Raw genomic sequence first — 21,275 nt, 5'->3', positions numbered from 1 at the left:
ACCGGGCACAGCGCCCGGCCCGGTTGTCTGCTCTCCTTATCCGTGGAAATTTTGTGTCATGACCCTAACAACACCATCCGAAACCATTAAGCTCAGCGCAATCATCCCTATGTACAACGCAGGGGCGATGTTCCGAAATTTTATGGATTCACTCGTCGCGCAAACGCTGGATAGCCTCGAAATTATCATTGTTAACGATGGCTCTACGGACGGGTCAGAGCAGACTGCACAAGAGTACGCCGCAAAATATCCCCATATTCATGTGATTACTCAGGAAAACGGCGGCGTTTCGCGCGCGCGTAATGCCGGTCTGAATATTGCCCGGGGCAAGTATGTGACCTTTCCGGATGCCGATGACATTGTCTCTGCGGATATGTACAAAACGCTGATAGAGATGTGTGAGCAGGATGATCTGGATGCCGCCCAGTGCAATGGCGAACGCTATTTTGTCGGCTCAGAAAAAGTAAAACCGCTCATTCCTGAGGATCGTTTAACCTCAACGGGTGTACTGGATGGACCGGTGTGGTTGAAAACGGCACTGGCGACGAACCGGTATTTGCATGTTGTCTGGCTTGGCGTTTATCGTCTCGAGTTGATTAAAAAACAGGGGCTGTATTTTGAACCTGGTTTACATCATCAGGATATTCCCTGGACGACCGAATTCATGTTCAATGCCCGCCGTGTGAGATACACCCAAACGATCCTTTACCGCTACTACATTCACGGTCAGTCAATCAGTAATCAAAAACGTACCGGAATGAAGAACGTTGAATATCAAAGACATTATCTGAAAATTGCCAAAATGCTTGATGAGCTGAATGAGCGATATAAAGACCGGATAAAAATTTATCCTGAGTTTCCACGGCAGGTTACACGTGAAGCGCTGACGGTATGCCACTCTGTTCGTCGTGAGCCTGATCCTGCCGCTCAAAAAGCCATGATTGAGGATATTTATACCTCCGGCACACGCAAAATAATGCTCCGAAATGCCCGCGGTCCGAAGCAATGGTGGCAGCTATTATTGTGGTTAAAGCGCCTGCATAACTTACGCAAAAAACTCGCCCGAGACCTTTAAGAAAGAGATGATTTTATTACCCACATAATTCCTTTATAACTATTTCCTAAACGAAGTTATTTACCTTTCTATATCAGGCAGATAAATAACTTCACAGCTTAGGATTCTTCACCTAAAATCAATTCACTATATTCTAATATCAGATAATAGAATGCCTAACTCAGAAGCCAAGTACGCAGCCTTTATCCCCAGACGAATTTTGCTGGTGAAACTCCGTCATCACGGAGATATGGTGCTCACAACACCAGTGATAAACAGACTGCGCCAGCATTACCCTGATGCTGAAATTGATGTGCTTCTCTATAAAGAAACCCGCCCGATTCTGAGCGAGCATCCGGCACTTTCCCATATCCATGTCATTGACAGAACATGGAAAAAGCAAGGGATCCGCTATCAGTTACAACAAGAATATCGGCTGCTGAAAGCCGTTCGCGCACGGCATTATGATCTGGTGATCAACCTGGCTGATCAGTGGCGCAGTGCGCTACTTTCGTTGTTCTCCGGGGCAAAAGTCCGGCTGGGTTTTGACTATAAAAAACGCCGTTCTCCGGTCTGGCGGGCTGGCCATACAGAGTTAGTGACGACTGAAAATCACGGTGTTTTGCATACCGTGGAACAGAATATGTCGATTTTGTCTCCGCTGGGGATCCCAGTGGAGAATGCCCAAACCTCGATGCATTATTCAGAAAGTGATAAGGCTTTTTGCCAGCAATTGCTTCTCAAACATCAGGTGACAGGCGGATACATTGCGATTCAGCCGACCTCACGCTGGACCTTCAAATGCTGGGATGATGACAAATTTGCCAGCGTCATTGATGGCCTCGCAGATACAGGGCTGACGATCGTTATGACCGCGGGTCCTGATAAAAAAGAGCGGGACATGGTGCGTAAAATCCAGGATCTCACTCACAATCCACAGGTTATTTCGGTGGCGGGGCAATTGTCGCTAACGCAACTGGCCGCCATGATTGACGGCGCAAAACTTTTTATCGGTGTTGATTCCGCGCCCATGCACATGGCAGCTGCCCTGAATACGCCTTGCGTGGCTTTATTTGGCCCGACAAAAATGCAGCACTGGCGTCCATGGGGCAATAACAATACGACCCTCTGGGCCGGAGATTACGCTCCGCTGCCTGCCCCGGATTCTATCGACACAAAAACCCAACAGCGTTATTTGCATGCCATTCCGGTCAGCGATGTCATTGATGCCGCCAGGAGTTATCTGCATGACTAATTCTGCTGATCAGGCAAAAAGTATTCGTTTAGCGATTGTCAGACAAAAGTATCGCCCGGATGGCGGCGCAGAACGTTTTATATCCCGCGCCCTGGAAGCACTGGACGATCAGAATATCGACCTGAACATCATCACCCGTCAGTGGGAAGGCAAGCCTAATCCGAAATGGAAAATTCATCTTTGTAATCCGGCTAAATACGGTCGGGTTTCAAGGGAAAAAGGCTTTGCCGCAGCCGCGCAGCAATGCTGGAAGCAGGAACATTTCGATATAGTTCAAAGTCATGAGCGCATCCCGGGTTGCGATATTTTCCGTGCAGGAGACGGCGCACATCGCGTCTGGCTGGAACAACGGGCACGCGTTATTTCCCCTTTTCAGCGTTTGCTTACCCAAATCAGTCCCTACCACCGTTATGTCCTGCAAGCCGAAGAAGCGATGTTCCATTCGCCGGAATTGAAAAAAATCATCTGTAATTCTGAGATGGTAAAACGCGACATCATGCGTTGTTACGGGGTCGATGAGAGCCGGTTCGCGGTTATTTATAATGCGATCGACTCGCAAAAATTTACTCCGGCAACTGACGAACAACGCCATGCCTCGCGCGAAACGCTTTCTATTCCAGCCGGCGCTGTTGCACTGATTTACGTGGGCTCAGGTTTTGAGCGTAAAGGGCTTAAACCCGCGATAGAAGCCATTGCATCCAGTGACCGCTATCTCATCGTTGTCGGACAAGATAAAGACCAGAAGAAGTATGAATCACTGGCAAAGCAGGCTGGCTGCCTGGAAAGAGTCCGTTTCGCTGGCGTACAAAACAATGTTCTGCCTTTCTATCACGCGGCTGATGGAATGATTTTACCGACGTTGTATGACCCGTTTCCTAATGTCATTCTTGAAGCGATGGCCTGCGGCCTTCCGGTGATCACCAGCCAGACATGTGGCGGCGCTGAATTTATCCGGGAAGGACGTGAAGGGTTTGTTTGTGATGCGCTGGATGTGGCAAAACTCAGTGAATTCGTGAAGAAAATCCCTTCCCGGTTGGAAAATGCTGAGATGGGAAATGCCGCCAGAGAGCGTATTCTCCCCTGCAGTCCCAAAAACCTTTCACAACAATTAGTTGCACTTTATTACTCGTTGCTGGCCTGATGCCATTCGCGCTGACATGATGAGTCGATCACACTTATCTGATAACATGTGCCCATCTATCCGCCGGGACTATTTTCGCTATATGAAATTGACTTTCCCTAATGCAACGCCTGATAAAAGATGAATATTTTTTATAATATAATCATATATTTAATTCAGCCATTGATTTGGATCCGTTTACTGTTGCGCAGCCGGAAGTCTCCTGCATACCGTAAACGCTGGGCTGAACGTTATGGCTTCTGCAAAGGGAAGGTTGTCTCCGGTGGCATTATGCTCCATTCCGTTTCCGTGGGTGAAACACTGGCAGCCATTCCTTTAGTCCGCGCTTTACGTCATCGTTATCCTTCCTTGCCGATTACCGTCACCACAATGACACCTACAGGTTCTGAGCGCGTTCAGTCGGCTTTCGGCAAAGGCGTGCATCACGTCTATCTGCCTTATGATCTGGCAGGATCAGTAAATCGCTTTCTTGATGAGGTAAACCCTAAGCTGGTTATCATCATGGAAACCGAATTGTGGCCGAATCTGATCAGTGCCCTGCACCGTCGCCAGATCCCTCTGGTCATCGCCAATGCGCGCCTTTCAGCCCGTTCGGCGAAGGGATATCAGAAACTGGGTAAATTCATTCGTACCATTTTGCAGCGTATCACGCTGATTGCCGCGCAAAACCAGGAGGATGGTGAACGTTTCCTCTCGTTAGGCCTGAAACGAAATCAGCTCGCGGTCACCGGTAGCCTGAAATTCGATATCTCCGTGACACCCGAACTGGCGGCAAAAGCCATTGCGTTACGCAGTCAGTGGGCATCACGCCGTCAGGTCTGGATAGCCACCAGCACGCATGAGGGTGAAGAAACTCTGTTGCTGGAAGCACATAAAGAGCTGCTGAAAGCACATCCGAACTTGCTGCTGATTCTGGTTCCCCGTCATCCGGAACGTTTCCCGGTGGCATGTGAACTGACGCGTAAAGCAGGACTTTCATTCATTCAGCGTAGCTCAGGGGAAGTGCCGTCCTCGACCACTCAGGTGGTGATCGGCGATACCATGGGCGAATTAATGCTGCTGTACGGCATTGCCGATCTGGCATTTGTCGGCGGCAGTCTGGTCGATCGCGGTGGTCATAACCCGCTTGAAGCCGCCGCACACGCCATCCCGGTACTGATGGGGCCGCACACCTTCAATTTCAAAGACATCTGCGCCAAGCTGGCTCAGGACGACGGTCTCATTACTGTGACGGATACTGCATCGCTGGTGAAAGAAATTTCCACACTGCTGACTGACGAAGACTATCGTTTGTATTACGGGCGTCATGCCGTCGAAGTTCTGCATCAAAATCAGGGGGCGTTACAACGTCTGCTGCATTTACTGGAGCCTTATCTGCCTGTGCGGAGTCATTGATGGCTGATAAAAAACGTTTATCCGTTGTACTGATTGCACGTAATGAAGCCGATTTATTGCCGGAATGCCTTGAATCAGTTGCATGGGCAGATGAAATTATTCTGCTCGACTCCGGCAGCAAAGATGCCACCGCTGACGTTGCCCGAAGCTATGGCGCTAAAGTATTTCAAAATAAAGACTGGCCGGGATTCGGCAAACAACGCCAGCTGGCACAAAGCTATGCTACCGGCGACTATATTTTGATGATCGATGCCGACGAGCGTGTGACGCCAGAACTGCGCAAGTCTATTGAAAACGTTTTGAATACTCCTCAGGAAAACGCCGTTTATAGCCTCGGGCGAAGTAATCTTTTTCTCGGCAGATTCATGCGCCACAGCGGCTGGTATCCCGATCGCGTCAACCGGTTGTACCCTTCCACATTCAGTTATAACGACGATCTGGTTCATGAATCACTGAACACCGGTAATGCCGCGTTGGTGCCGTTACAAGGCGATCTCCAGCATCTCACTTGTCGTGACCTTTTCGCTTTCCAGCGAAAACAGCTCAGCTATGCGCAGGCATGGGCAGAACAACGCCATCAGCAAGGGCGTAAGTGCAGTTTCTTCTCGATTATTTCGCATACACTGGGTGCATTCATTAAAACCTGGATCCTCCGCGCTGGCTTTCTGGATGGTAAGCAGGGGTTGATCCTGGCAGGCGTCAATGCACAATATACCTTCAATAAGTATGCCGCCCTGTGGGCGCTCAGCCATCAACTGCAAAAGTGAGACGTCATGAGCACTAAAGCAATTTATCCAGGTACGTTCGACCCGATGACCAACGGGCATCTCGATATCGTCACCCGTGCGGCGCTGATGTTTGACCATGTTATTCTTGCGATTGCGGCCAGCCCAGGCAAAAAACCGATGTTCTCGCTGGATGAGCGCGTGGCGCTGGCGACACAAGTGACGTCGCATCTGGATAATGTTGAAGTCATTGGTTTCAGCGATCTGATGGCGAATTTCGCTAAAGCACAGGGGGCTAACGTGCTGGTTCGCGGATTACGTGCTGTGTCTGATTTTGAATATGAGATGCAACTGGCGAACATGAACCGGCATTTGCTGCCAACGCTGGAAAGCGTATTCATGATGCCATCGAAAGAATGGTCGTTTATCTCATCTTCTCTGGTCAAAGAAGTGGCGCGCCACGGTGGCGACATCACGCCTTTCCTGCCACAGGTTATCACTCAGGCACTGATGGAAAAAATCAGCGCCTGAATCACGCGTTAGCGCTGGCAGTTCGGGCAGAAAAACGTGGTGCGCTGAGCGTGTTTCTTACTCTCAATGGGCGTACCACATGCCCGGCAAGGCTCACCAGCCCTTCCATAGACTTGCAATTCCTGCGCGAAATATCCCGGTTTTCCGTCTGACTGTAAAAAGTCCTTCAGCGTCGTCCCGCCCTGTTCAATAGAACGCAATAATACTGCTTTGATGGTTCTGACCAGCAACTCCGCTTCATCACGTTTGAGCGAATGGGCGGGTCTGTCAGGTGAAATGCCGGCAACAAACAAGGATTCGCTGGCATAGATATTCCCCACGCCGACCACCAGTTTGTTGTCCATCAGCCAGGGTTTGATCGGTGATTTCTTCGTGCGGCATTTCTCAAACAGGTAATCCGCCGTGAAATCTTCGCTCAGCGGTTCAGGGCCGAGATGGGCCAGGACATTGCTGGCTGCCAGATCAGAAGACCATAACCAGGCGCCAAAACGGCGCGGATCGGTATAACGCAGCACATGGCCGGTATCCATGACCAGATCGACGTGATCATGTTTGCCCGGCTCTGTTTCTTCCGGCAATACCCGCAGGCTGCCAGACATGCCCAGATGAATGATAATCCAGCCGGTTTTCAGCTCCACCAGAAGATATTTTGCGCGGCGCTGAACACTCAGAACAGGCTGATCGCTTAACGCTAAGATCTCCGCCGAGACAGGCCAGCGTAAACGCGGATTGCGTACGACAGCATGGAGTATGGTGTGACCTTTCAAATAGGGTTCAATCCCTCTGCGGCTGGTTTCAACCTCAGGTAATTCCGGCATAATTTCTCCCTTAGCAGAATCGTGTTCAGAGTGTGTCGCAGACACCGACATCAGGCAAATAAAAGTCGCTGAGAATGAAAATCGTGAAATTCAGGCAATAAAAAACCCGGCCGGAGCCGGGTTTTTAGCAATCCACTAAAATTATTTAATTTTAGCTTCTTTGTAGATCACGTGTTGACGGACAACTGGATCGAATTTCTTCAGTTCCAATTTTTCCGGCTTAGTACGCTTGTTCTTCGTGGTGGTATAGAAGTGACCAGTACCAGCAGAAGAAACCAGCTTGATCTTCTCGCGAACACCTTTAGCCATGATGCAGTTCCTTAATACTTCTCACCGCGGGCACGCAGATCGGCCAAGACCGTCTCAATACCCTTCTTATCAATAACACGCATACCTTTAGCAGATACACGCAGAGTTACAAAGCGCTTCTCAGCCTCAACCCAAAAACGGTGGGAGTGCAGGTTCGGCAGAAAACGGCGTTTGGTCGCGTTCATTGCGTGGGAACGGTTGTTACCGCTCACCGGGCGCTTGCCAGTAACTTGGCAGACTCGGGACATGTCTATTCTCCAAAAATCAAATCAGCTCGAGCTTCGTATAGGGTATGGCCGCCTCGTCAGGCTTTTAGAGCCCATCTCAGCAAACTCCACTGAGAACCGACTCACTGTCGTCGGGTAAAAACCAATTCATCAGGTCAGAAACCTGCTGAGATAGGCTCTTATCGCCAAACCCAAGATTCTCAAAGGTGGCGTAGTATACGCTCTGTAGCGTAAGTGCTCAAGTCCCGAACAGCTAAAGATCCCAAAGGATCTTCAAAAAACGAGGCTAAATCCAACCGCGCTCGGCAAAAGATACCGTTTCTCCGTGACCTACGACCAAATGGTCAAGGACACGAATCTCAAGCAGCTGGCACGCTCGAATAATCTGTTCAGTCACTTTTCTGTCCATCAGGCTGGGCTCAGCCCGACCGGATGGGTGATTATGCGCCAGAATTAGGGCTGCCGCATTAACCTTCATCGCACCACGAACAATTTCGCGGGGATACACTTCTACGTGCCCAATAGTACCAGCAAACATCTCCTCATGGCGAATAACGCGATGCTGGTTGTCGAGAAAAAGTACCAGAAAAACCTCTCTTTCCCGAAAAACGAGCAAATTCTGCAAATATTCTCTGATAACCTGCGGACTGAGCATCGCATTTTCAGCGCTTAAGTGACGCAAATAGGCACGGCGTGATAATTCGGACACAGCGACCAGCTGGGAAAACTTGGCGACGCCCATTCCTTTCGTGCGAGCCATCGCGTCAAAATCTGCCATCAGCAACTGATGCAATGAACCGAACTCATCCAGCAGGTTCTTTGCCAGTTCCATGACATGCAATCCCCGGCATCCTGTGCGCAGGTAAATAGCCAGCAGCTCCTGATCCGACAACTCTTTTGCCCCTTGCTGCAATAATTTCTCCCGTGGCGGCGTCACGCCCGGCCAGAGGTCTTGTCGTTTCGTCATCCTGACTCCTTAATTGACAAAGATTGTCGCATAAGGGCATCGCCGTCGTGATCTTCACCTGGTCAGCTTGCGAGACATTACGCAGAATTTTTATTGCTCCGGTAAGGGAGCATCGCCAATAGCTGTCATCATTGCGCGTTATGCTAAAATGTCGCTTCTTCCAGCTTTCAACCAATCGGACAATGATGATGACGGGACTTTCCGGCAAACATATTGTGCTCGGTATCAGCGGTGGTATCGCTGCCTATAAAGCACCAGAACTGGTACGTCGCTTACGTGAAAGAGGCGCTGAAGTTCGCGTCGTCATGACAGAAGCGGCGAAATCCTTTGTGACTCCGCTGAGCCTGCAGGCTGTTTCTGGCTATCAGGTTTCTGACGACCTGCTTGATCCCGCCGCTGAAGCGGCAATGGGCCATATTGAGTTAGGCAAATGGGCTGATTTAGTGATTATCGCCCCCGCCACGGCGGATTTGCTGGCCCGCATGAATGCCGGTATGGCGAATGATCTGCTGACAACGGTATGTCTGGCGACCGCCGCGCCGGTCGCGGTGCTGCCGGCGATGAATCAGCAAATGTATCGCGCTGCCGTCACGCAGGAAAATCTGCAAAGCCTGGCGGCACGGGGCACGTTGTTGTGGGGCCCTGACAGCGGCAGTCAGGCTTGTGGCGACGTAGGTCCGGGACGCATGCTCGATCCGCTGGTGATTGTTGATATGGCAAACGCGCACTTCTCTTCGCGCAACGATCTGGCGCATCTGAACATTATGGTGACCGCAGGTCCGACCCGTGAGCCGCTGGATCCTGTCCGCTTCATCAGTAATCACAGTTCCGGCAAAATGGGCTTTGCCATTGCTAAAGCCGCCGCAGAACGTGGCGCGCAGGTTACGCTGATCGCCGGACCGGTCACCCAGCCGACGCCGCCTGACGTCCGCCGGATTGATGTGGAAAGTGCGCTGGAAATGCAGAAAGCGGTGCAACTGTCTGCGGGTTCTCAGCATATTTTTATTTCCTGCGCTGCCGTGGCTGATTACCGCGCTGAAAATATTGCTGATGAGAAAATCAAAAAGCAAGGCGATGAAATCACTGTAAAAATGGTGAAAAACCCCGACATTGTCGCGGGCGTTGCGGCCATGACAGAAAACCGGCCTTACGTCGTGGGGTTTGCTGCTGAAACCCAGAATGTGGAAGAATACGCGCGGCAAAAAAGGATCCGCAAGAATCTGGATCTGATCTGCGCTAACGATGTTTCACTTGCCGGGCAGGGTTTCAACAGTGATTCCAATGCTCTGCATCTTTTTTGGCAGGACGGGGATAAAATCTTACCGCTCAGCGATAAGTCCCTGCTTGGTCAACGTTTATTAGAAGAGATTGTCAGCCGTTATGATGAAAAAAATCGACATTAAAATTCTCGACCCGCGCATCGGTTCGACTTTCCCTTTACCGGCTTACGCGACACCAGGGTCTGCGGGTCTGGATTTACGCGCCTGTCTGGACGCGTCCGTAGAACTGAAACCGGGCGAAACTACGCTGCTGCCAACCGGTCTGGCTATCCATATTGGTGATGCTAATCTGGCGGCGGTGATTTTGCCGCGCTCCGGTCTGGGCCATAAACACGGCGTCGTGCTGGGGAATCTGGTCGGTCTTATCGACTCTGATTATCAGGGCCAGCTGATGGTGTCTGTATGGAACCGCGGTCAGACGACATTTGTAATCGAACCGGGCGAGCGCATTGCTCAGATGGTGTTTGTACCCGTCGTTCAGGCAGAATTCAATCTGGTGGAAGATTTCGACGCCAGTGAACGCGGCGAAGGGGGCTTTGGCCACTCAGGTCGCCAATAAGAACCTGTTCAGCACCGCAGATTTTGACGCGATATTGAACAGATCCTTATCACTATCAGACCGTAACAACGCGAAGGGAACGAAATAAGCCGCAGGATCACAGCGATTCATGCGGCAGTTGTGCGGTTTCTCCATGGTTTTAGCCGTTTTTTAGCAAGGGTCTATTCAGACATGGCAGAGAAAGAAACGACAAAAAGGAACAGGCGCGAAGAGATTTTGCAGGCGTTAGCGCAAATGCTTCAGTCCAGCGATGGCAGCCAGCGGATCACAACGGCAAAGCTTGCCGCCAGTGTAGGTGTTTCAGAAGCAGCTCTTTATCGTCATTTTCCCAGTAAAACGCGGATGTTTGACAGCTTAATTGAGTTTATCGAAGACAGTCTGATCACTCGTATCAATCTCATCCTGCAGGATGAAAAAGATACGCTAAACAGAATACGTCTGATTCTGCTGCTGATTTTAGGTTTTGCCGAACGGAATCCGGGGCTAACCCGCATCATGACCGGTCATGCCCTGATGTTTGAACAGGACCGTCTGCAAGGTCGCATCAACCAGCTGTTCGAGCGAATCGAAGCGCAATTGCGTCAGGTTTTGCGGGAAAAGAAAATGCGCGAAGGCAGCGGGTTTATCAGTGATGAAACCCTGCTTGCCAGCCAGCTACTGGCCTTTTGCGAAGGGATGCTGTCACGCTTTGTACGCTCCGAATTCAAGTACAAGCCGACGCAGGACTTCGATACCCGCTGGCCGCTTATCTCCGCTCAGTTACAATAGAAACACGAAGCAGTGACAAACGTCAGATATCAAAAAGGGCCGAAAGGCCCTTTTGTTTTTTCCGCTACGGCTGAATCACTTTCCCATTTTCATCCAGCATAGCGGTCAGTAATGCCGTACCGTCTTCCCCTACACGAAATGCTCCATAACGTGCGCTGGCGAAACGCTCACCGTGATCTTCCTGGAAAAAGTAAGCATCCGTTCCCACTGTCAGCGTTCCGGCCTTCATATGATAGTTAACCCGCAATTCATCGGGCTTCAGCGGCTCACCGCTGTCAAACCGTGCCTGAGTGACCAGCCGGTGTTCATTCACTGCCACAATAATGTTGCCACGGACAGGAAAACATGGCGTCTCTGGAACAGAATGACAACCCTGACGTTGCTGGTATAACTGCTCTTGTAAAGATCGCGTGATGGCATAATTGAGCGCCATATAATCCCCCTGCATCAAAGATCGCGGATCAACCGGCGCAAGCTCCAATATCATTACTGCGCCCTGGTTAAGCATTTGTTCTTTTTGCCAGATACCCGCATTCACTGCGATCAGCGCCAGCAGTATCACGACTCCTGCCAGCCATTTTCTCAGGTTACCGGTTTGCATAAGCGTCCTCCTTATGCGCGGGGATCAGTTTTTTGGCTGTAAATGCCAGCGCCAGCAACACCAGGCCAGTGACAAACATCAGAAGGGATTTATGCAATAAGCTGACGCCGAGGAAGTAATACCAGTCGATGACATACAGTGCTAAAAAACAGCCGCTCGCGGCTAAAACTCCCTGACTTCCCTGATAACGTGCCATCAGTAACAACCACATGCCCAGACCGATTCCCGGTGCATAGAAGGCTGCTGCGCCACACAAAACCGCCGCCACCAGAAACAGCGAAGCTGTTGCCGTCTTTTTCACCACAGTCTGATACAGACATCCCAGCATTAAACCTGCGGCGATACCTGCGCCAGTTCCCAGCGAAAGAGTGAAATATCCTTCTGGCCGCCAGAAGAAATCAAAGAGAAGCGCGGTGTTAATACCAGAAAAACACTGCAATATCAGGCCGGAAGGAATACCCCAGAGGAGAGGGAAAACAGCCTCAGCCCATGACGTGGCTTTTAAGTTAATTTGTTCTCTGATAATCCATAGCCAGAAAATCACAATGACAGCAACCAGCGCTGATACCGCCCAAAAACGGATGACCGGTGGTAAATACATCCCGGCCAGCAAATTACCGGAAAGGATCAGCAAAAATGTCAGCGCCGTTATCGCCATAAAACGAAAAGTACGATCAGGCATTGCCAGCGCCATCACTGCAAGAACCGGCAATGAACAGAGCGAGCCCACCAGGAAAGACATTTCCCAACCAGGATCAAAGAGAATATAGAAACCAAAACACAGGCCACAGGTTGCCGCTATCGCCCATGCGAGTCCGATATGATGCTTACTCACGCCCTGCACGCGCAAAAGTCCGCCCGCAATAAAGGCAAGGATTAGCGCTGGGATAATCACCGTAGCAGCGCTGGGATCATTGAGCAGGCCGATAACATAAAGCACCAGAACCAGCAGAAGTAAAATAATCATCGCCGCGACCCAGCCACCGATACCCAACGTCAGCCGCAAGTACCAGGGAAGATGAGAGGAATGGTCGAATTGCTGAATCTCTTCAGTTTGCGTCTGAGTAAGCAAATTATGCCGACGTAACTGTTCCGTCAGCACTGCCATTTCCGTGGAAGAAACCTCGACCGGCTGGCGTTCATAGAGTTTACGCCGCCAGTAGAGCATCAGGGCGCCACATCCTGCCAGCCATAAGGCCATCAGGCAGCCCAGCATAAAGAGGCCGCCCAAATCATAAGAGCTGTCGAACATCTGCATGATTAGCACGCATCCAACGGCGGCTAAACTGACTGTCCCCAGTGTCAGCATGCAAAGGTCAGGATGGCGATAGCGGTAGAAGAAGTAACCCGCCAGTAAAACCACCAGCCATAACGCGGTAACAAAGGGATGAGGGTTACCGTAGCGCCAGCCGGACACATTTCCGGCGACGATGGAAGTCAGCATCAATAACAGGAAAGCGGCCATCACACGCGAAAACCAGCGACTGGCAAGCCAGGACTGCGGATTGTGTTTAATTGCACGCAGGGCAAGAACTTCACGCGTGACCAGACACAGCACCTGCACAATCAGGTAACCATAGAGAGCCGTTGTGGGAAAATAGTCGAGACCATCAAATACCGTGCTGTCCAGCATGGACATAGACACCGTGGCGTAATAAAGCTGAAATGTAAGGCTGGCAAGCAGCCAGGTGCAGAACCACAGGCTGTTCTGACGGGCGATAAGGGCTAAAGGCAGGAAAACAAACAACCAGGCTCTGAACAGCTCCCAGCTGTCGGCGCCCGTCTGATAAATCTGTCCATACAGGGCAAACAGCGCACCAAAGCTTAGACCTGTCGCCAGTAAGGCACTGCGCGCAAGTCCGTCATACCAGCGCCACCAGACTAAGACGGCAAGCGCAACGACCAACAACTCTGCCAGCGCAAATTTTGCCATCTTCGGCATATTTGCCCAGTTCCAGGCGACAAAAAATACGGCACCCGCGACCAGCGACAACAAACCCAGTAACGAAAGTAAGGGGACAAGAAACTTCTGCCATTGCAAATAGCCCGGCCGGACACCACAAAAATCATAAATACGCTGGCATTCCGCTGGTGTCAGGCTTCGGCCTTTAACCAACCGCTCCGTCTGGCGACAGAGAAACTCTGCCGCCCGGGAAGGCATCCATTCTTTGCTGCCCGCTTCAATTTGTGTCATGACATCCCTGCCTTATGAAGTTTTACCCGATATTAAACGCCATACTCCTGCCGGTAAGCCCGCACAGCAGCCAGATGGTCAGCCATTTCCGCTTTTTCTTCCAGATACTCAATAAGGTCAGCCAGCGTAATAATTGAAATCACTTTGCAATGATAGTCGCGTTCAACTTCCTGAATAGCAGAGATATCTGCACGCCCACGTTCCTGACGATCCAGTGAAATCAGCACACCAGCCAGAGTGGCTTTATTGGCATTGATGATTTCCATCGATTCACGGATGGCGGTACCGGCAGTGATCACATCATCCACCAGCATGACGCGCCCCTGCAACGGACTGCCGACCAGCAAACCGCCTTCACCGTGGTCTTTGGCTTCTTTGCGGTTAAAGCAGTATGGCACATCGCGCTCATGATGCTCAGCCAGTGCTACCGCAGTGGTCGTCGCGATTGGGATCCCTTTATAAGCCGGGCCAAACACTAAATCGAAATCAATTTTAGAATCCACCAATGCTTCGGCATAAAAACGTCCCAGTAACGCCAGATCACGGCCGGTATTAAACAAACCGGCATTGAAGAAGTAAGGGCTGATGCGTCCAGACTTCAGGGTAAATTCGCCGAATTTCAAAACCTGTTTGTTCAGTGCGAACTCAATAAACTGGCGCTGATAGGCTTTCATTGATGGTCTCCTCGATAATGTCTTATTTCTAATTGTCGGCCCGCAGGCCATAAAAAAGGCGACTTTTCAGTCGCCTTAAAAAATTATTCCGCCAGCGCCTCTTTCTGCGCCTGGAAGATAGTGTCGATGCCCCCTCTGGCGAGGGCAAGTAAACCGAGCAACTCCTCATGACTGAACGGCTCACCTTCTGCGGTGCCCTGCACCTCAATCATGCGGCCATCTTCCATCATCACGACGTTCATATCGGTTTCAGCTGCAGAGTCCTCGACATACTCAAGGTCACACAGCGCTTCGCCTTTAACAATACCGACAGAAACCGCGGCCACCATGCCTTTCATCGGGTTAGCTTTCAGTTTGCCCGCTGCCACCAGCGCATTCAGCGCATCGGCCAGAGCCACACAAGCACCGGAAATAGACGCTGTACGCGTGCCACCGTCAGCCTGCAACACATCGCAGTCGAGGGTAATGGTGAACTCACCCAGCTTTTTCAGATCCACAGCAGCACGCAGGGAGCGGGCAATCAGACGCTGAATCTCCAGCGTACGGCCGCCTTGCTTGCCTTTTGCGGCTTCACGCGCATTACGCGTGTGGGTAGATCGCGGCAACATGCCGTACTCTGCGGTGATCCAACCTTGTCCCTGACCTTTCAGAAAACGCGGAACACCCTCTTCCACCGTTGCGGTACACAGCACTTTGGTATCACCAAACTCCACCAGCACGGAACCTTCAGCGTGTTTAGTGTAATGGCGGGTCAGTGTTACGGGGCGCACTTGTTGTGCATTTCGGCCTGCTGGACGCATGGATAGTTCTCCGGGTCGCGAATCATGTTTGGCTGCGCATTATACGGACTTCGCGAGGTAATGCCTATCATGACCCGCGCGTGGAGGCTATAATCGCTGCATCTTTACATTAACAGGTACGCATACATGATCCGTAGTATGACCGCTTATGCCCGACGCGAAATTAAGGGTGACTGGGGCAGCGCAGCGTGGGAACTCCGCTCGGTAAACCAACGTTATCTCGAAACTTACATCCGTCTGCCAGAGCAATTCCGCAGCCTGGAGCCGGTTGTTCGTGAGCGCATTCGCGCCCGGCTGACCCGCGGTAAAGTCGAATGTAATCTGCGCTTCGATCTCGATCCGGGCGCACAGAGCACCCTTCAGCTCAATGAAAAACTGGCGAAACAGCTGGTTGAAGCAGCGCAATGGGTAAAAATGCAAAGTGATGAAGGCGAAATTAATCCGCTGGAAGTTCTGCGCTGGCCGGGTGTCATGCTGGCCGAAGAACAGGATCTGGACGCTATCAGCAACGAATTGTTGCTGGCTCTGGACACTGCGCTGGACGATTTCATCAGCGCCCGTGAAAGCGAGGGTGCCGCGCTGAAAGCCATGATCGAACAACGTCTCGACGGCGTCAGTGCTGAAGTGATCAAGGTCCGTGCCCAGATGCCAAACATTTTGCAATGGCAGCGCGAGCGTCTGGTCAGCAAGCTGGAAGATGCCCAGGTACAGCTGGAAAACACCCGTCTCGAGCAGGAACTGGTGCTGATGGCGCAGCGTGTTGATGTTGCAGAAGAGCTGGACCGTCTGGAAGCGCACGTCAAAGAAACACACAAAATCATGAAGAAAGAAGAAGCCGTTGGCCGTCGTCTTGACTTCATGATGCAGGAATTTAACCGCGAGTCGAATACGCTGGCGTCTAAATCCATCAACGCCGATGTCACTACTTCCGCCATCGAGCTGAAAGTGCTGATCGAGCAAATGCGCGAGCAGATCCAGAATATCGAGTAAATTTTCTTCTCTCCCGCACAATAAAAAACGCCTCAGGTCATTACAACCGGAGGCGTTTTTTTATGCTTTACGGAGAAGAGAAATTAATTTTCCCAGCGTTTCAGCAGTACGCAGGCATTCACGCCACCAAAACCGAAGCCGTTTGACAGGGCATAGGTAATGTCATGTTTCTGCGCGGTATTACCAACGATATTAAGACCTGCTGCCGCTTCATCTTTGTTTTCCAGATTCAGCGTCGGAGGAACAATCTGGTCGCGTACGGCCAGAATGGTGAAGATGGTTTCCAGACCGCCTGCAGCGCCCAGTAAGTGCCCGGTCGCAGATTTGGTGGAAGTCACCGCCAGCTTACCGTCAGTGCCGAACAGGGTTTTAATCGCATTGATTTCCCCCAGGTCACCCACCGGCGTAGAGGTGGCATGAGCATTCAGGTGCTGCACATCTGAAGGCTGGATACCCGCCTGACGCAAAGCGATTTTCATCGCACGTCCGGCACCGTTGCCATCTTCGGCACCGGAAGTCATATGATAAGCGTCACCGCTGGTACCGTAACCGACAATCTCAGCCAGGATTTTGGCGCCACGAGCCTTCGCGTGTTCCAGTTCTTCAATCACCAGCATACCGGCGCCTTCGCCCATGATGAAACCATCACGTGCGCTGTCGAACGGGCGGGAGGCTTTTTCCGGATGATCTTCATGACCGGTAGACATGGCTTTCGCCGCAGCAAAACCACCCAGACTGACGGTATCGATAGCCGCTTCTGCACCGCCACAAAGCGCAACATCCGCTTCGTCATTACGAATGAGACGAACCGCATCGCCAATCGCCTGAACACCTGCCGCGCAAGCCGTGACCGGCGCCCCAATCGGACCTTTGAACTGGTGTTTAATGGAAACCTGACCAGATGCCAGATTCACCAGGAATGAAGGGATCGTAAACGGGGACAAACGTTTAGCGCCACGGCTGTCGTTAGTACGTACAGCATGGGCAATCGCCGGGAAACCACCAATACCAGAACCGATTACGGTAGCGGTACGTTCCTGCTGTTCCTGCGTTTCTGCTTTCCAGCCCGCATCAGCAACGGCCATATCCGCAGCAGCCATTGCGAAAAGAATGAAACGGTCCATTTTTTTCTGGTCTTTAGGCACCACGAACTGATCCGGATCGAATCCTGACTCAGGGTCCTGTTCTTTGGTTTGTACCTGACCACCAATTTTCACGGACAGGGTTTCAACAATCTCTTCCGGTAAAACACGGATACCGGACTGACCGGCCAGCAGGCGCTTCCAGATCGTTTCGATATCACAGCCCAGAGGACTCACAGCCCCCATGCCGGTTATAACTACTCGACGATGAGACATAAAACATTCCTCTCTGTCTGTTTAGGACTTAAGTTTCTGCGGGCGCTTTGATGAACCGGCCAGAAACGGGTTTCTGATAATAAGGCTGACAGTATGTGACGAATTACGGTTTTGTAAACCCGTAACCAAAAATTTCGTTATGACTATTTTGCCAGACTGCGCAGAACCAGGCTGGTAATAGCCTGGACGCGCTCTTCCAGCTGTTCCGGCGTTTTTTGCTCCAGCAACAACGGGTGGGAAAACGGCGTGGTCACGCTGGTAATCGCCATGCAAACCTCATCCAGTGGGGTTTTACGCTCAAACTCACCAGATTCACGCCCGTCTGTAACCACTTTCTCAATAATGCTGTACATCATAGCCCGGTGATTTAGTGTCGATTTCCATTGCTGAGCCGCAGCTGTCGCGGCCAGATCATGTAATTTCCGGTCCTGAAAAAAGAGATCCAGACTACGTGTCAGCAAGGTTTTAAAAATAGATCTCAAGCGCAGAGTCGCACTTTGGTCACTTTGTGCAATCAGCATGAGTGCTTCATCTATCTGCCCAACACGTTGCGAGCAAATGGCTTCGCCAATAGCCTGTTTAGACTCAAAAAACTTATAAATATAAGCACTTGAAACGCCAATCGATTTTGCCAGATCGGCAACCGAGGTTTTGGCAAACCCATAAAGGCGAAAGTGCTCGAAAGCAGCATCAATGATTTGCTCACGCCGTTCGTGCCCGGCAGGTCCACGCTGTGTTAACGCAACCGGAATATCGGGTTTCATACACGCCTCCGGGCAAATAAAACTATTATGCAGTTCGTCATTAAGTGACGATTTTAAATAATCGTAACTTATAAACAGTGAAAATTCACCTTTGATCAGAAAAAGGGGATGTCCTGGGTGTACATAAAGAGTAAGAGGAGGGCTAAAGTAACGAGCAATTGCGATTTTTCTAATCTAAAATGCCCCAATATTCTTACCTACCCTTTTACACAGGCAAGTTTCAGGGGTATTCGCATTAGATTTAGTAATTTCAAAATCAATGTAAAAGAAAAACTCAGTCGAGAGACAATGGGAAACTCATTACTCTACGCGGCTACCGCTTTCTCATTACTGATTCGTCTGGCGCACATCGATGTTACTCACTGTTCTTTATATTATTGGGATCACCGCAGAGGCCATGACAGGTGCTCTTGCTGCCGGCCGGCGTAAAATGGACTCCTTTGGCGTCATTATTATCGCAGCAGCCACAGCAATTGGTGGTGGCTCTGTCCGCGATATGCTGCTGGGGCACTATCCTTTGGGGTGGGTTAAACACCCGGAATACATTGTCATTGTGGCCGTCGCCGCACTAATGACCACCTGGCTCGCACCGCTGATGCTACACCTGCGCCGGCTCTTTTTAGTGCTTGATGCGTTGGGATTGGTGGTGTTTTCTATTATCGGGACACAAGTGGCGCTCGATATGGGACATGGCCCTATCATCGCTTCCGTATGCGCAGTTATCACCGGCGTTTTCGGGGGCGTCCTGAGGGACATGATGTGTAATCAGATCCCACTGGTCTTCCAGAAAGAGATATATGCAGGCGTCTCATTTGCCTCTGCCTGGGTGTATATCGGCCTGCAATATTTCTCGTTGCCGCACAATCTGGTGGTCATCATTACCCTGCTGGTCGGTTTTATTGCCCGCTTGATCGCGCTGCGGTTCCGTCTTGGATTGCCTGTCTTCAATTATCCACATTCAGACCATTAGTCCTGGCTTTAATCCGTCACTGAAAGGCAGGCAACTGCGCCTGCCTTAATGCCCCAGCGATTGCCATCACCTGCGGATGATGAATAAATTCAACGATCTTATCCGCCCGCATTTTTCCTATTCCTGCCGTCGCCTCCCACTCCTGCGAGGTCAGTGCTTTCAACTGGTTCCAGGAATGCTGGCGCTCTGCAAATTTCAGTGCAAATGAAGGAAAGCCGATTGCAGAGAGCCAGTGGCGAAAATCTTTTTCCCGCGTGAGGGAAATCTGGGCCAACAGTTTCTGAGCCTGTTTGGCACCGATCCCCGGAATAGCGCCCATTTCTTTTTCGGTGATATTTAACCAGCCGACCAGTGAATCAGCAGGAAGAGCATCGAGTAACTTTTGCCACGTTGCCCCGCCAAAGCCGGCCATATCCAGTCCTTCCGGGCCGCTTAGCCAGACGAGACGGGAAAGGAACTGCTGCGCGCAGCCGGGCTCAGGCGTGAAGCAAGAAAGCGCGTTGTATTGCTGCGGGTCTGGCAGTTGCGGCTCCGTGCGCTTACTCACGCGCCACACGACTTCATCAAGACGCGGTATCCCCTGCCCGGCCAGTGTAATGGCTACCTGATCGCCGGGGAGCACATCCCATTTTCTGAAACGACTCACGGACCCCACACTCACCTTATTCACCCATTTATCATCAAGCCTGAGACTTTTCAGATTCAGAATGACGGTGACTTTACCGCTTCTCCCGATAGTCGTCGTGATGCCAGAGACTTCTGTGAGTTGTTTGGCCGGAGGATATTTCCACGCCACGGCCCAGTTCGCGGGCTTATTTTTCCAGTACTTTCCCGCAGGTTCCTCTTCCTGACGGATGACGACGCCGTCGGTCGCAAAAGGCAGTGGCCGGAGAAACCAGGTATCACGCCATTTAGCGACTTCATCAACAGATTTCACGGGCAAGGTGTATTGAGAAACCACAGGAAAGCCGAACTGGCTGAGTTTCTCGAGATGAGAGGGCATACTGAGAGGACCATCTGGCCACGACCAGATGAAAATACCCACCTGTTTCAATATGTCAGAGGCGGAAGTGCGTAACATTGCACCCGCAACTTTCGATCGCGCATTCACGCCGCCATCCGTACTTTGCTGATGACCGGTCATCTTCAGATAAAGCTCGCCCTGTAATACCCGTTGGGGCGCCATATCAGGAATAGTGAGAGGTATAGCCGGAATCAATGCCGCTTTTGCTGTCCAGCTTTGTCCTTTTTCACCATCACCGCGGCTTAACAACGCAGCGAATTTCCCGTACCGGTAAATCAGCGTCACCGCTACGCCATCTATTTTGGGCTGCACCCAAAGGTTTTTACGCCCCTTCATCCAGTCTGCAACAGCTTGTTTATCTCTCATTTTATTCAGCCCGGTATGAGAAACAGGATGAACAGAAATGGCATCATCCGCGCGGGGAATAAGCGGTGCGGACAAGGGCTGACCGGCACATTTCAGCCAAAAACTCTGTTTCTGCCGTAAATTGTCATAGACCGAATCTTCTATCGGACTGATGCCTGACTGATGATAAGCACTGTCCCATTGCGCGAGTTGGGCAGTGAGCTGACGCGTTTCCTTTTCCAGATATGTCGCCGGCCAGGCAGGACATGTGCGCTCAGGCAACGCGGCGCTCAGAGAAGAAAAATGGATAAATAACAGACTGATAATGATTAACTGGCGCATAAGCACCTCCTTGTGGACGCCAGTAAACGCCGCGGGGATAGCTTCCGCCAGTCTCATTTTTGATTGCTGCGAGATGCCTTCACCGTTATTTAGTGAGTTGCTGTAACGAAAAGAAATTTTGGAAGGCAGCACGTAAATCTACAAAGAAAGGCTATTTTCCCGTACGAAGTTGCGATGAAATACG

General features: G+C 51.1%; 22 protein-coding genes. 11 read left to right on the top strand and 11 right to left on the bottom strand.

Features of this window, described 5'->3' with window-relative positions; translation table 11 throughout:
- Positions 1-58 precede the first annotated feature (58 nt).
- The 6 genes from J1778_RS05080 to coaD all read left to right on the top strand — a co-directional run bounded on the left by J1778_RS05080 (position 59) and on the right by coaD (position 6,101).
- Positions 59-1,075 carry a glycosyltransferase gene (locus J1778_RS05080; protein ID WP_217172263.1) on the top strand — a complete coding sequence of 339 codons (1,017 nt, stop codon included), beginning with the start codon at positions 59-61 and terminating at the stop codon, positions 1,073-1,075.
- Positions 1,076-1,226: 151 nt separating this feature from the next.
- Positions 1,227-2,309, top strand: coding sequence for a putative lipopolysaccharide heptosyltransferase III (gene rfaQ / locus J1778_RS05075; RefSeq protein ID WP_217172262.1), 1,083 nt, complete (start codon positions 1,227-1,229; stop codon positions 2,307-2,309).
- Positions 2,302-3,450 carry a glycosyltransferase family 4 protein gene (locus tag J1778_RS05070; protein WP_217172261.1) on the top strand — a complete coding sequence of 383 codons (1,149 nt, stop codon included), beginning with the start codon at positions 2,302-2,304 and terminating at the stop codon, positions 3,448-3,450. The genes rfaQ and J1778_RS05070 overlap by 8 nt, the downstream gene beginning before the upstream one ends.
- Positions 3,451-3,570: 120 nt before the next feature.
- Positions 3,571-4,845, top strand: coding sequence for a lipid IV(A) 3-deoxy-D-manno-octulosonic acid transferase (waaA, locus tag J1778_RS05065; RefSeq protein WP_217172260.1), 1,275 nt, complete (start codon positions 3,571-3,573; stop codon positions 4,843-4,845).
- A complete protein-coding gene (locus J1778_RS05060) occupies positions 4,845-5,612 on the top strand; it encodes a glycosyltransferase family 2 protein (protein WP_217172259.1) in 768 nt (255 codons plus the stop codon). Before waaA ends, J1778_RS05060 begins: the two co-directional genes overlap by 1 nt.
- Before the next feature lie 6 nt (positions 5,613-5,618).
- On the top strand, positions 5,619-6,101 hold the full coding sequence (coaD, locus tag J1778_RS05055; protein ID WP_217172258.1) for a pantetheine-phosphate adenylyltransferase: 483 nt from the start codon (positions 5,619-5,621) through the stop codon (positions 6,099-6,101).
- Positions 6,102-6,109: 8 nt separating this feature from the next.
- Here the strand turns inward: coaD and mutM are convergent, their stop codons facing one another.
- The 4 genes from mutM to radC all read right to left on the bottom strand — a co-directional run bounded on the left by mutM (position 6,110) and on the right by radC (position 8,422).
- Positions 6,110-6,919 (bottom strand): bifunctional DNA-formamidopyrimidine glycosylase/DNA-(apurinic or apyrimidinic site) lyase, encoded by an 810-nt coding sequence (gene mutM / locus J1778_RS05050; RefSeq protein ID WP_217172257.1) that lies wholly within the window; start codon positions 6,917-6,919, stop codon positions 6,110-6,112.
- 141 nt (positions 6,920-7,060) lie between these two features.
- Positions 7,061-7,228: a 50S ribosomal protein L33 gene (gene rpmG / locus J1778_RS05045; protein WP_004392084.1), complete on the bottom strand. Its 168-nt coding sequence runs from the start codon at positions 7,226-7,228 to the stop codon at positions 7,061-7,063.
- Between the two features lie 11 nt (positions 7,229-7,239).
- Positions 7,240-7,476 carry a 50S ribosomal protein L28 gene (gene rpmB, locus J1778_RS05040; protein WP_004931195.1) on the bottom strand — a complete coding sequence of 79 codons (237 nt, stop codon included), beginning with the start codon at positions 7,474-7,476 and terminating at the stop codon, positions 7,240-7,242.
- A gap of 265 nt (positions 7,477-7,741) precedes the next feature.
- Positions 7,742-8,422, bottom strand: coding sequence for a RadC family protein (radC, locus tag J1778_RS05035; protein ID WP_217172256.1), 681 nt, complete (start codon positions 8,420-8,422; stop codon positions 7,742-7,744).
- 185 nt (positions 8,423-8,607) lie between these two features.
- On the opposite strand from radC, the gene coaBC reads away from it, so the two are divergent.
- From coaBC to slmA, 3 genes are all read left to right on the top strand, one after another.
- Complete coding sequence (coaBC, locus tag J1778_RS05030) at positions 8,608-9,825, top strand: bifunctional phosphopantothenoylcysteine decarboxylase/phosphopantothenate--cysteine ligase CoaBC (protein WP_217172255.1); 1,218 nt, start codon at positions 8,608-8,610, stop codon at positions 9,823-9,825.
- Positions 9,803-10,261, top strand: coding sequence for a dUTP diphosphatase (gene dut / locus J1778_RS05025; protein WP_013577627.1), 459 nt, complete (start codon positions 9,803-9,805; stop codon positions 10,259-10,261). The genes coaBC and dut overlap by 23 nt, the downstream gene beginning before the upstream one ends.
- Before the next feature lie 171 nt (positions 10,262-10,432).
- Positions 10,433-11,029: a nucleoid occlusion factor SlmA gene (slmA, locus tag J1778_RS05020; protein ID WP_013577628.1), complete on the top strand. Its 597-nt coding sequence runs from the start codon at positions 10,433-10,435 to the stop codon at positions 11,027-11,029.
- A gap of 64 nt (positions 11,030-11,093) precedes the next feature.
- Here slmA and J1778_RS05015 read toward each other — a convergent pair whose 3' ends face one another.
- The 4 genes from J1778_RS05015 to rph form a co-directional block, all read right to left on the bottom strand.
- Entirely contained in the window at positions 11,094-11,630 is a 537-nt protein-coding gene (locus J1778_RS05015; RefSeq protein WP_217172254.1) for a GDYXXLXY domain-containing protein, read from the bottom strand.
- The gene (locus J1778_RS05010; RefSeq protein ID WP_217172253.1) at positions 11,617-13,824 is read right to left on the bottom strand and encodes a DUF2157 domain-containing protein; all 2,208 of its coding nucleotides are present in this window, start codon (positions 13,822-13,824) and stop codon (positions 11,617-11,619) included. Before J1778_RS05010 ends, J1778_RS05015 begins: the two co-directional genes overlap by 14 nt.
- A 32-nt stretch (positions 13,825-13,856) precedes the next feature.
- Positions 13,857-14,498 (bottom strand): orotate phosphoribosyltransferase, encoded by a 642-nt coding sequence (gene pyrE, locus J1778_RS05005; protein ID WP_037035354.1) that lies wholly within the window; start codon positions 14,496-14,498, stop codon positions 13,857-13,859.
- A gap of 83 nt (positions 14,499-14,581) precedes the next feature.
- Positions 14,582-15,298, bottom strand: coding sequence for a ribonuclease PH (gene rph / locus J1778_RS05000; protein ID WP_217172252.1), 717 nt, complete (start codon positions 15,296-15,298; stop codon positions 14,582-14,584).
- Between the two features lie 126 nt (positions 15,299-15,424).
- Here rph and J1778_RS04995 point away from each other — a divergent pair, with 126 nt between their 5' ends.
- The gene (locus tag J1778_RS04995; RefSeq protein ID WP_217172251.1) at positions 15,425-16,288 is read left to right on the top strand and encodes a YicC/YloC family endoribonuclease; all 864 of its coding nucleotides are present in this window, start codon (positions 15,425-15,427) and stop codon (positions 16,286-16,288) included.
- Between the two features lie 83 nt (positions 16,289-16,371).
- Here the strand turns inward: J1778_RS04995 and fabF are convergent, their stop codons facing one another.
- Complete coding sequence (gene fabF, locus J1778_RS04990) at positions 16,372-17,646, bottom strand: beta-ketoacyl-ACP synthase II (protein WP_217172250.1); 1,275 nt, start codon at positions 17,644-17,646, stop codon at positions 16,372-16,374.
- Between the two features lie 143 nt (positions 17,647-17,789).
- On the bottom strand, positions 17,790-18,410 hold the full coding sequence (locus J1778_RS04985) for a TetR/AcrR family transcriptional regulator (protein WP_217172249.1): 621 nt from the start codon (positions 18,408-18,410) through the stop codon (positions 17,790-17,792).
- A gap of 352 nt (positions 18,411-18,762) precedes the next feature.
- On the opposite strand from J1778_RS04985, the gene J1778_RS04980 reads away from it, so the two are divergent.
- On the top strand, positions 18,763-19,380 hold the full coding sequence (locus tag J1778_RS04980; RefSeq protein WP_217172248.1) for a trimeric intracellular cation channel family protein: 618 nt from the start codon (positions 18,763-18,765) through the stop codon (positions 19,378-19,380).
- 16 nt (positions 19,381-19,396) lie between these two features.
- On the opposite strand, the gene ligB is transcribed toward J1778_RS04980, so the two are convergent.
- Positions 19,397-21,091 carry an NAD-dependent DNA ligase LigB gene (ligB, locus tag J1778_RS04975; RefSeq protein WP_217172247.1) on the bottom strand — a complete coding sequence of 565 codons (1,695 nt, stop codon included), beginning with the start codon at positions 21,089-21,091 and terminating at the stop codon, positions 19,397-19,399.
- Positions 21,092-21,275: the final 184 nt, after the last annotated feature.

The organism is Rahnella bonaserana (assembly GCF_019049675.1).
GTDB lineage: Bacteria > Pseudomonadota > Gammaproteobacteria > Enterobacterales > Enterobacteriaceae > Rahnella > Rahnella bonaserana.
The sequence above is the reverse complement of the archived record's forward strand: the minus strand, read 5'-3'. Positions and strand labels throughout refer to the sequence as shown.

What these genes read in the sequence shown, in the direction of transcription:
- rpmG (WP_004392084.1), bottom strand. Translation starts at nt 7,228, where the DNA reads ATGGCTAAAGGTGTTCGCGAGAAGATCAAGCTGGTTTCTTCTGCTGGT.
- J1778_RS04985 (WP_217172249.1), bottom strand. Translation starts at nt 18,410, where the DNA reads ATGAAACCCGATATTCCGGTTGCGTTAACACAGCGTGGACCTGCCGGG.
- coaBC (WP_217172255.1), top strand. Translation starts at nt 8,608, where the DNA reads ATGATGACGGGACTTTCCGGCAAACATATTGTGCTCGGTATCAGCGGT.
- J1778_RS05060 (WP_217172259.1), top strand. Translation starts at nt 4,845, where the DNA reads ATGGCTGATAAAAAACGTTTATCCGTTGTACTGATTGCACGTAATGAA.
- fabF (WP_217172250.1), bottom strand. Translation starts at nt 17,646, where the DNA reads ATGTCTCATCGTCGAGTAGTTATAACCGGCATGGGGGCTGTGAGTCCT.
- J1778_RS04995 (WP_217172251.1), top strand. Translation starts at nt 15,425, where the DNA reads ATGATCCGTAGTATGACCGCTTATGCCCGACGCGAAATTAAGGGTGAC.
- rph (WP_217172252.1), bottom strand. Translation starts at nt 15,298, where the DNA reads ATGCGTCCAGCAGGCCGAAATGCACAACAAGTGCGCCCCGTAACACTG.
- J1778_RS05080 (WP_217172263.1), top strand. Translation starts at nt 59, where the DNA reads ATGACCCTAACAACACCATCCGAAACCATTAAGCTCAGCGCAATCATC.
- waaA (WP_217172260.1), top strand. Translation starts at nt 3,571, where the DNA reads ATGAATATTTTTTATAATATAATCATATATTTAATTCAGCCATTGATT.
- pyrE (WP_037035354.1), bottom strand. Translation starts at nt 14,498, where the DNA reads ATGAAAGCCTATCAGCGCCAGTTTATTGAGTTCGCACTGAACAAACAG.
- coaD (WP_217172258.1), top strand. Translation starts at nt 5,619, where the DNA reads ATGAGCACTAAAGCAATTTATCCAGGTACGTTCGACCCGATGACCAAC.
- rfaQ (WP_217172262.1), top strand. Translation starts at nt 1,227, where the DNA reads ATGCCTAACTCAGAAGCCAAGTACGCAGCCTTTATCCCCAGACGAATT.
- J1778_RS04980 (WP_217172248.1), top strand. Translation starts at nt 18,763, where the DNA reads ATGTTACTCACTGTTCTTTATATTATTGGGATCACCGCAGAGGCCATG.
- rpmB (WP_004931195.1), bottom strand. Translation starts at nt 7,476, where the DNA reads ATGTCCCGAGTCTGCCAAGTTACTGGCAAGCGCCCGGTGAGCGGTAAC.
- J1778_RS05015 (WP_217172254.1), bottom strand. Translation starts at nt 11,630, where the DNA reads ATGCAAACCGGTAACCTGAGAAAATGGCTGGCAGGAGTCGTGATACTG.
- dut (WP_013577627.1), top strand. Translation starts at nt 9,803, where the DNA reads ATGATGAAAAAAATCGACATTAAAATTCTCGACCCGCGCATCGGTTCG.
- ligB (WP_217172247.1), bottom strand. Translation starts at nt 21,091, where the DNA reads ATGCGCCAGTTAATCATTATCAGTCTGTTATTTATCCATTTTTCTTCT.
- J1778_RS05010 (WP_217172253.1), bottom strand. Translation starts at nt 13,824, where the DNA reads ATGACACAAATTGAAGCGGGCAGCAAAGAATGGATGCCTTCCCGGGCG.
- slmA (WP_013577628.1), top strand. Translation starts at nt 10,433, where the DNA reads ATGGCAGAGAAAGAAACGACAAAAAGGAACAGGCGCGAAGAGATTTTG.
- J1778_RS05070 (WP_217172261.1), top strand. Translation starts at nt 2,302, where the DNA reads ATGACTAATTCTGCTGATCAGGCAAAAAGTATTCGTTTAGCGATTGTC.
- mutM (WP_217172257.1), bottom strand. Translation starts at nt 6,919, where the DNA reads ATGCCGGAATTACCTGAGGTTGAAACCAGCCGCAGAGGGATTGAACCC.
- radC (WP_217172256.1), bottom strand. Translation starts at nt 8,422, where the DNA reads ATGACGAAACGACAAGACCTCTGGCCGGGCGTGACGCCGCCACGGGAG.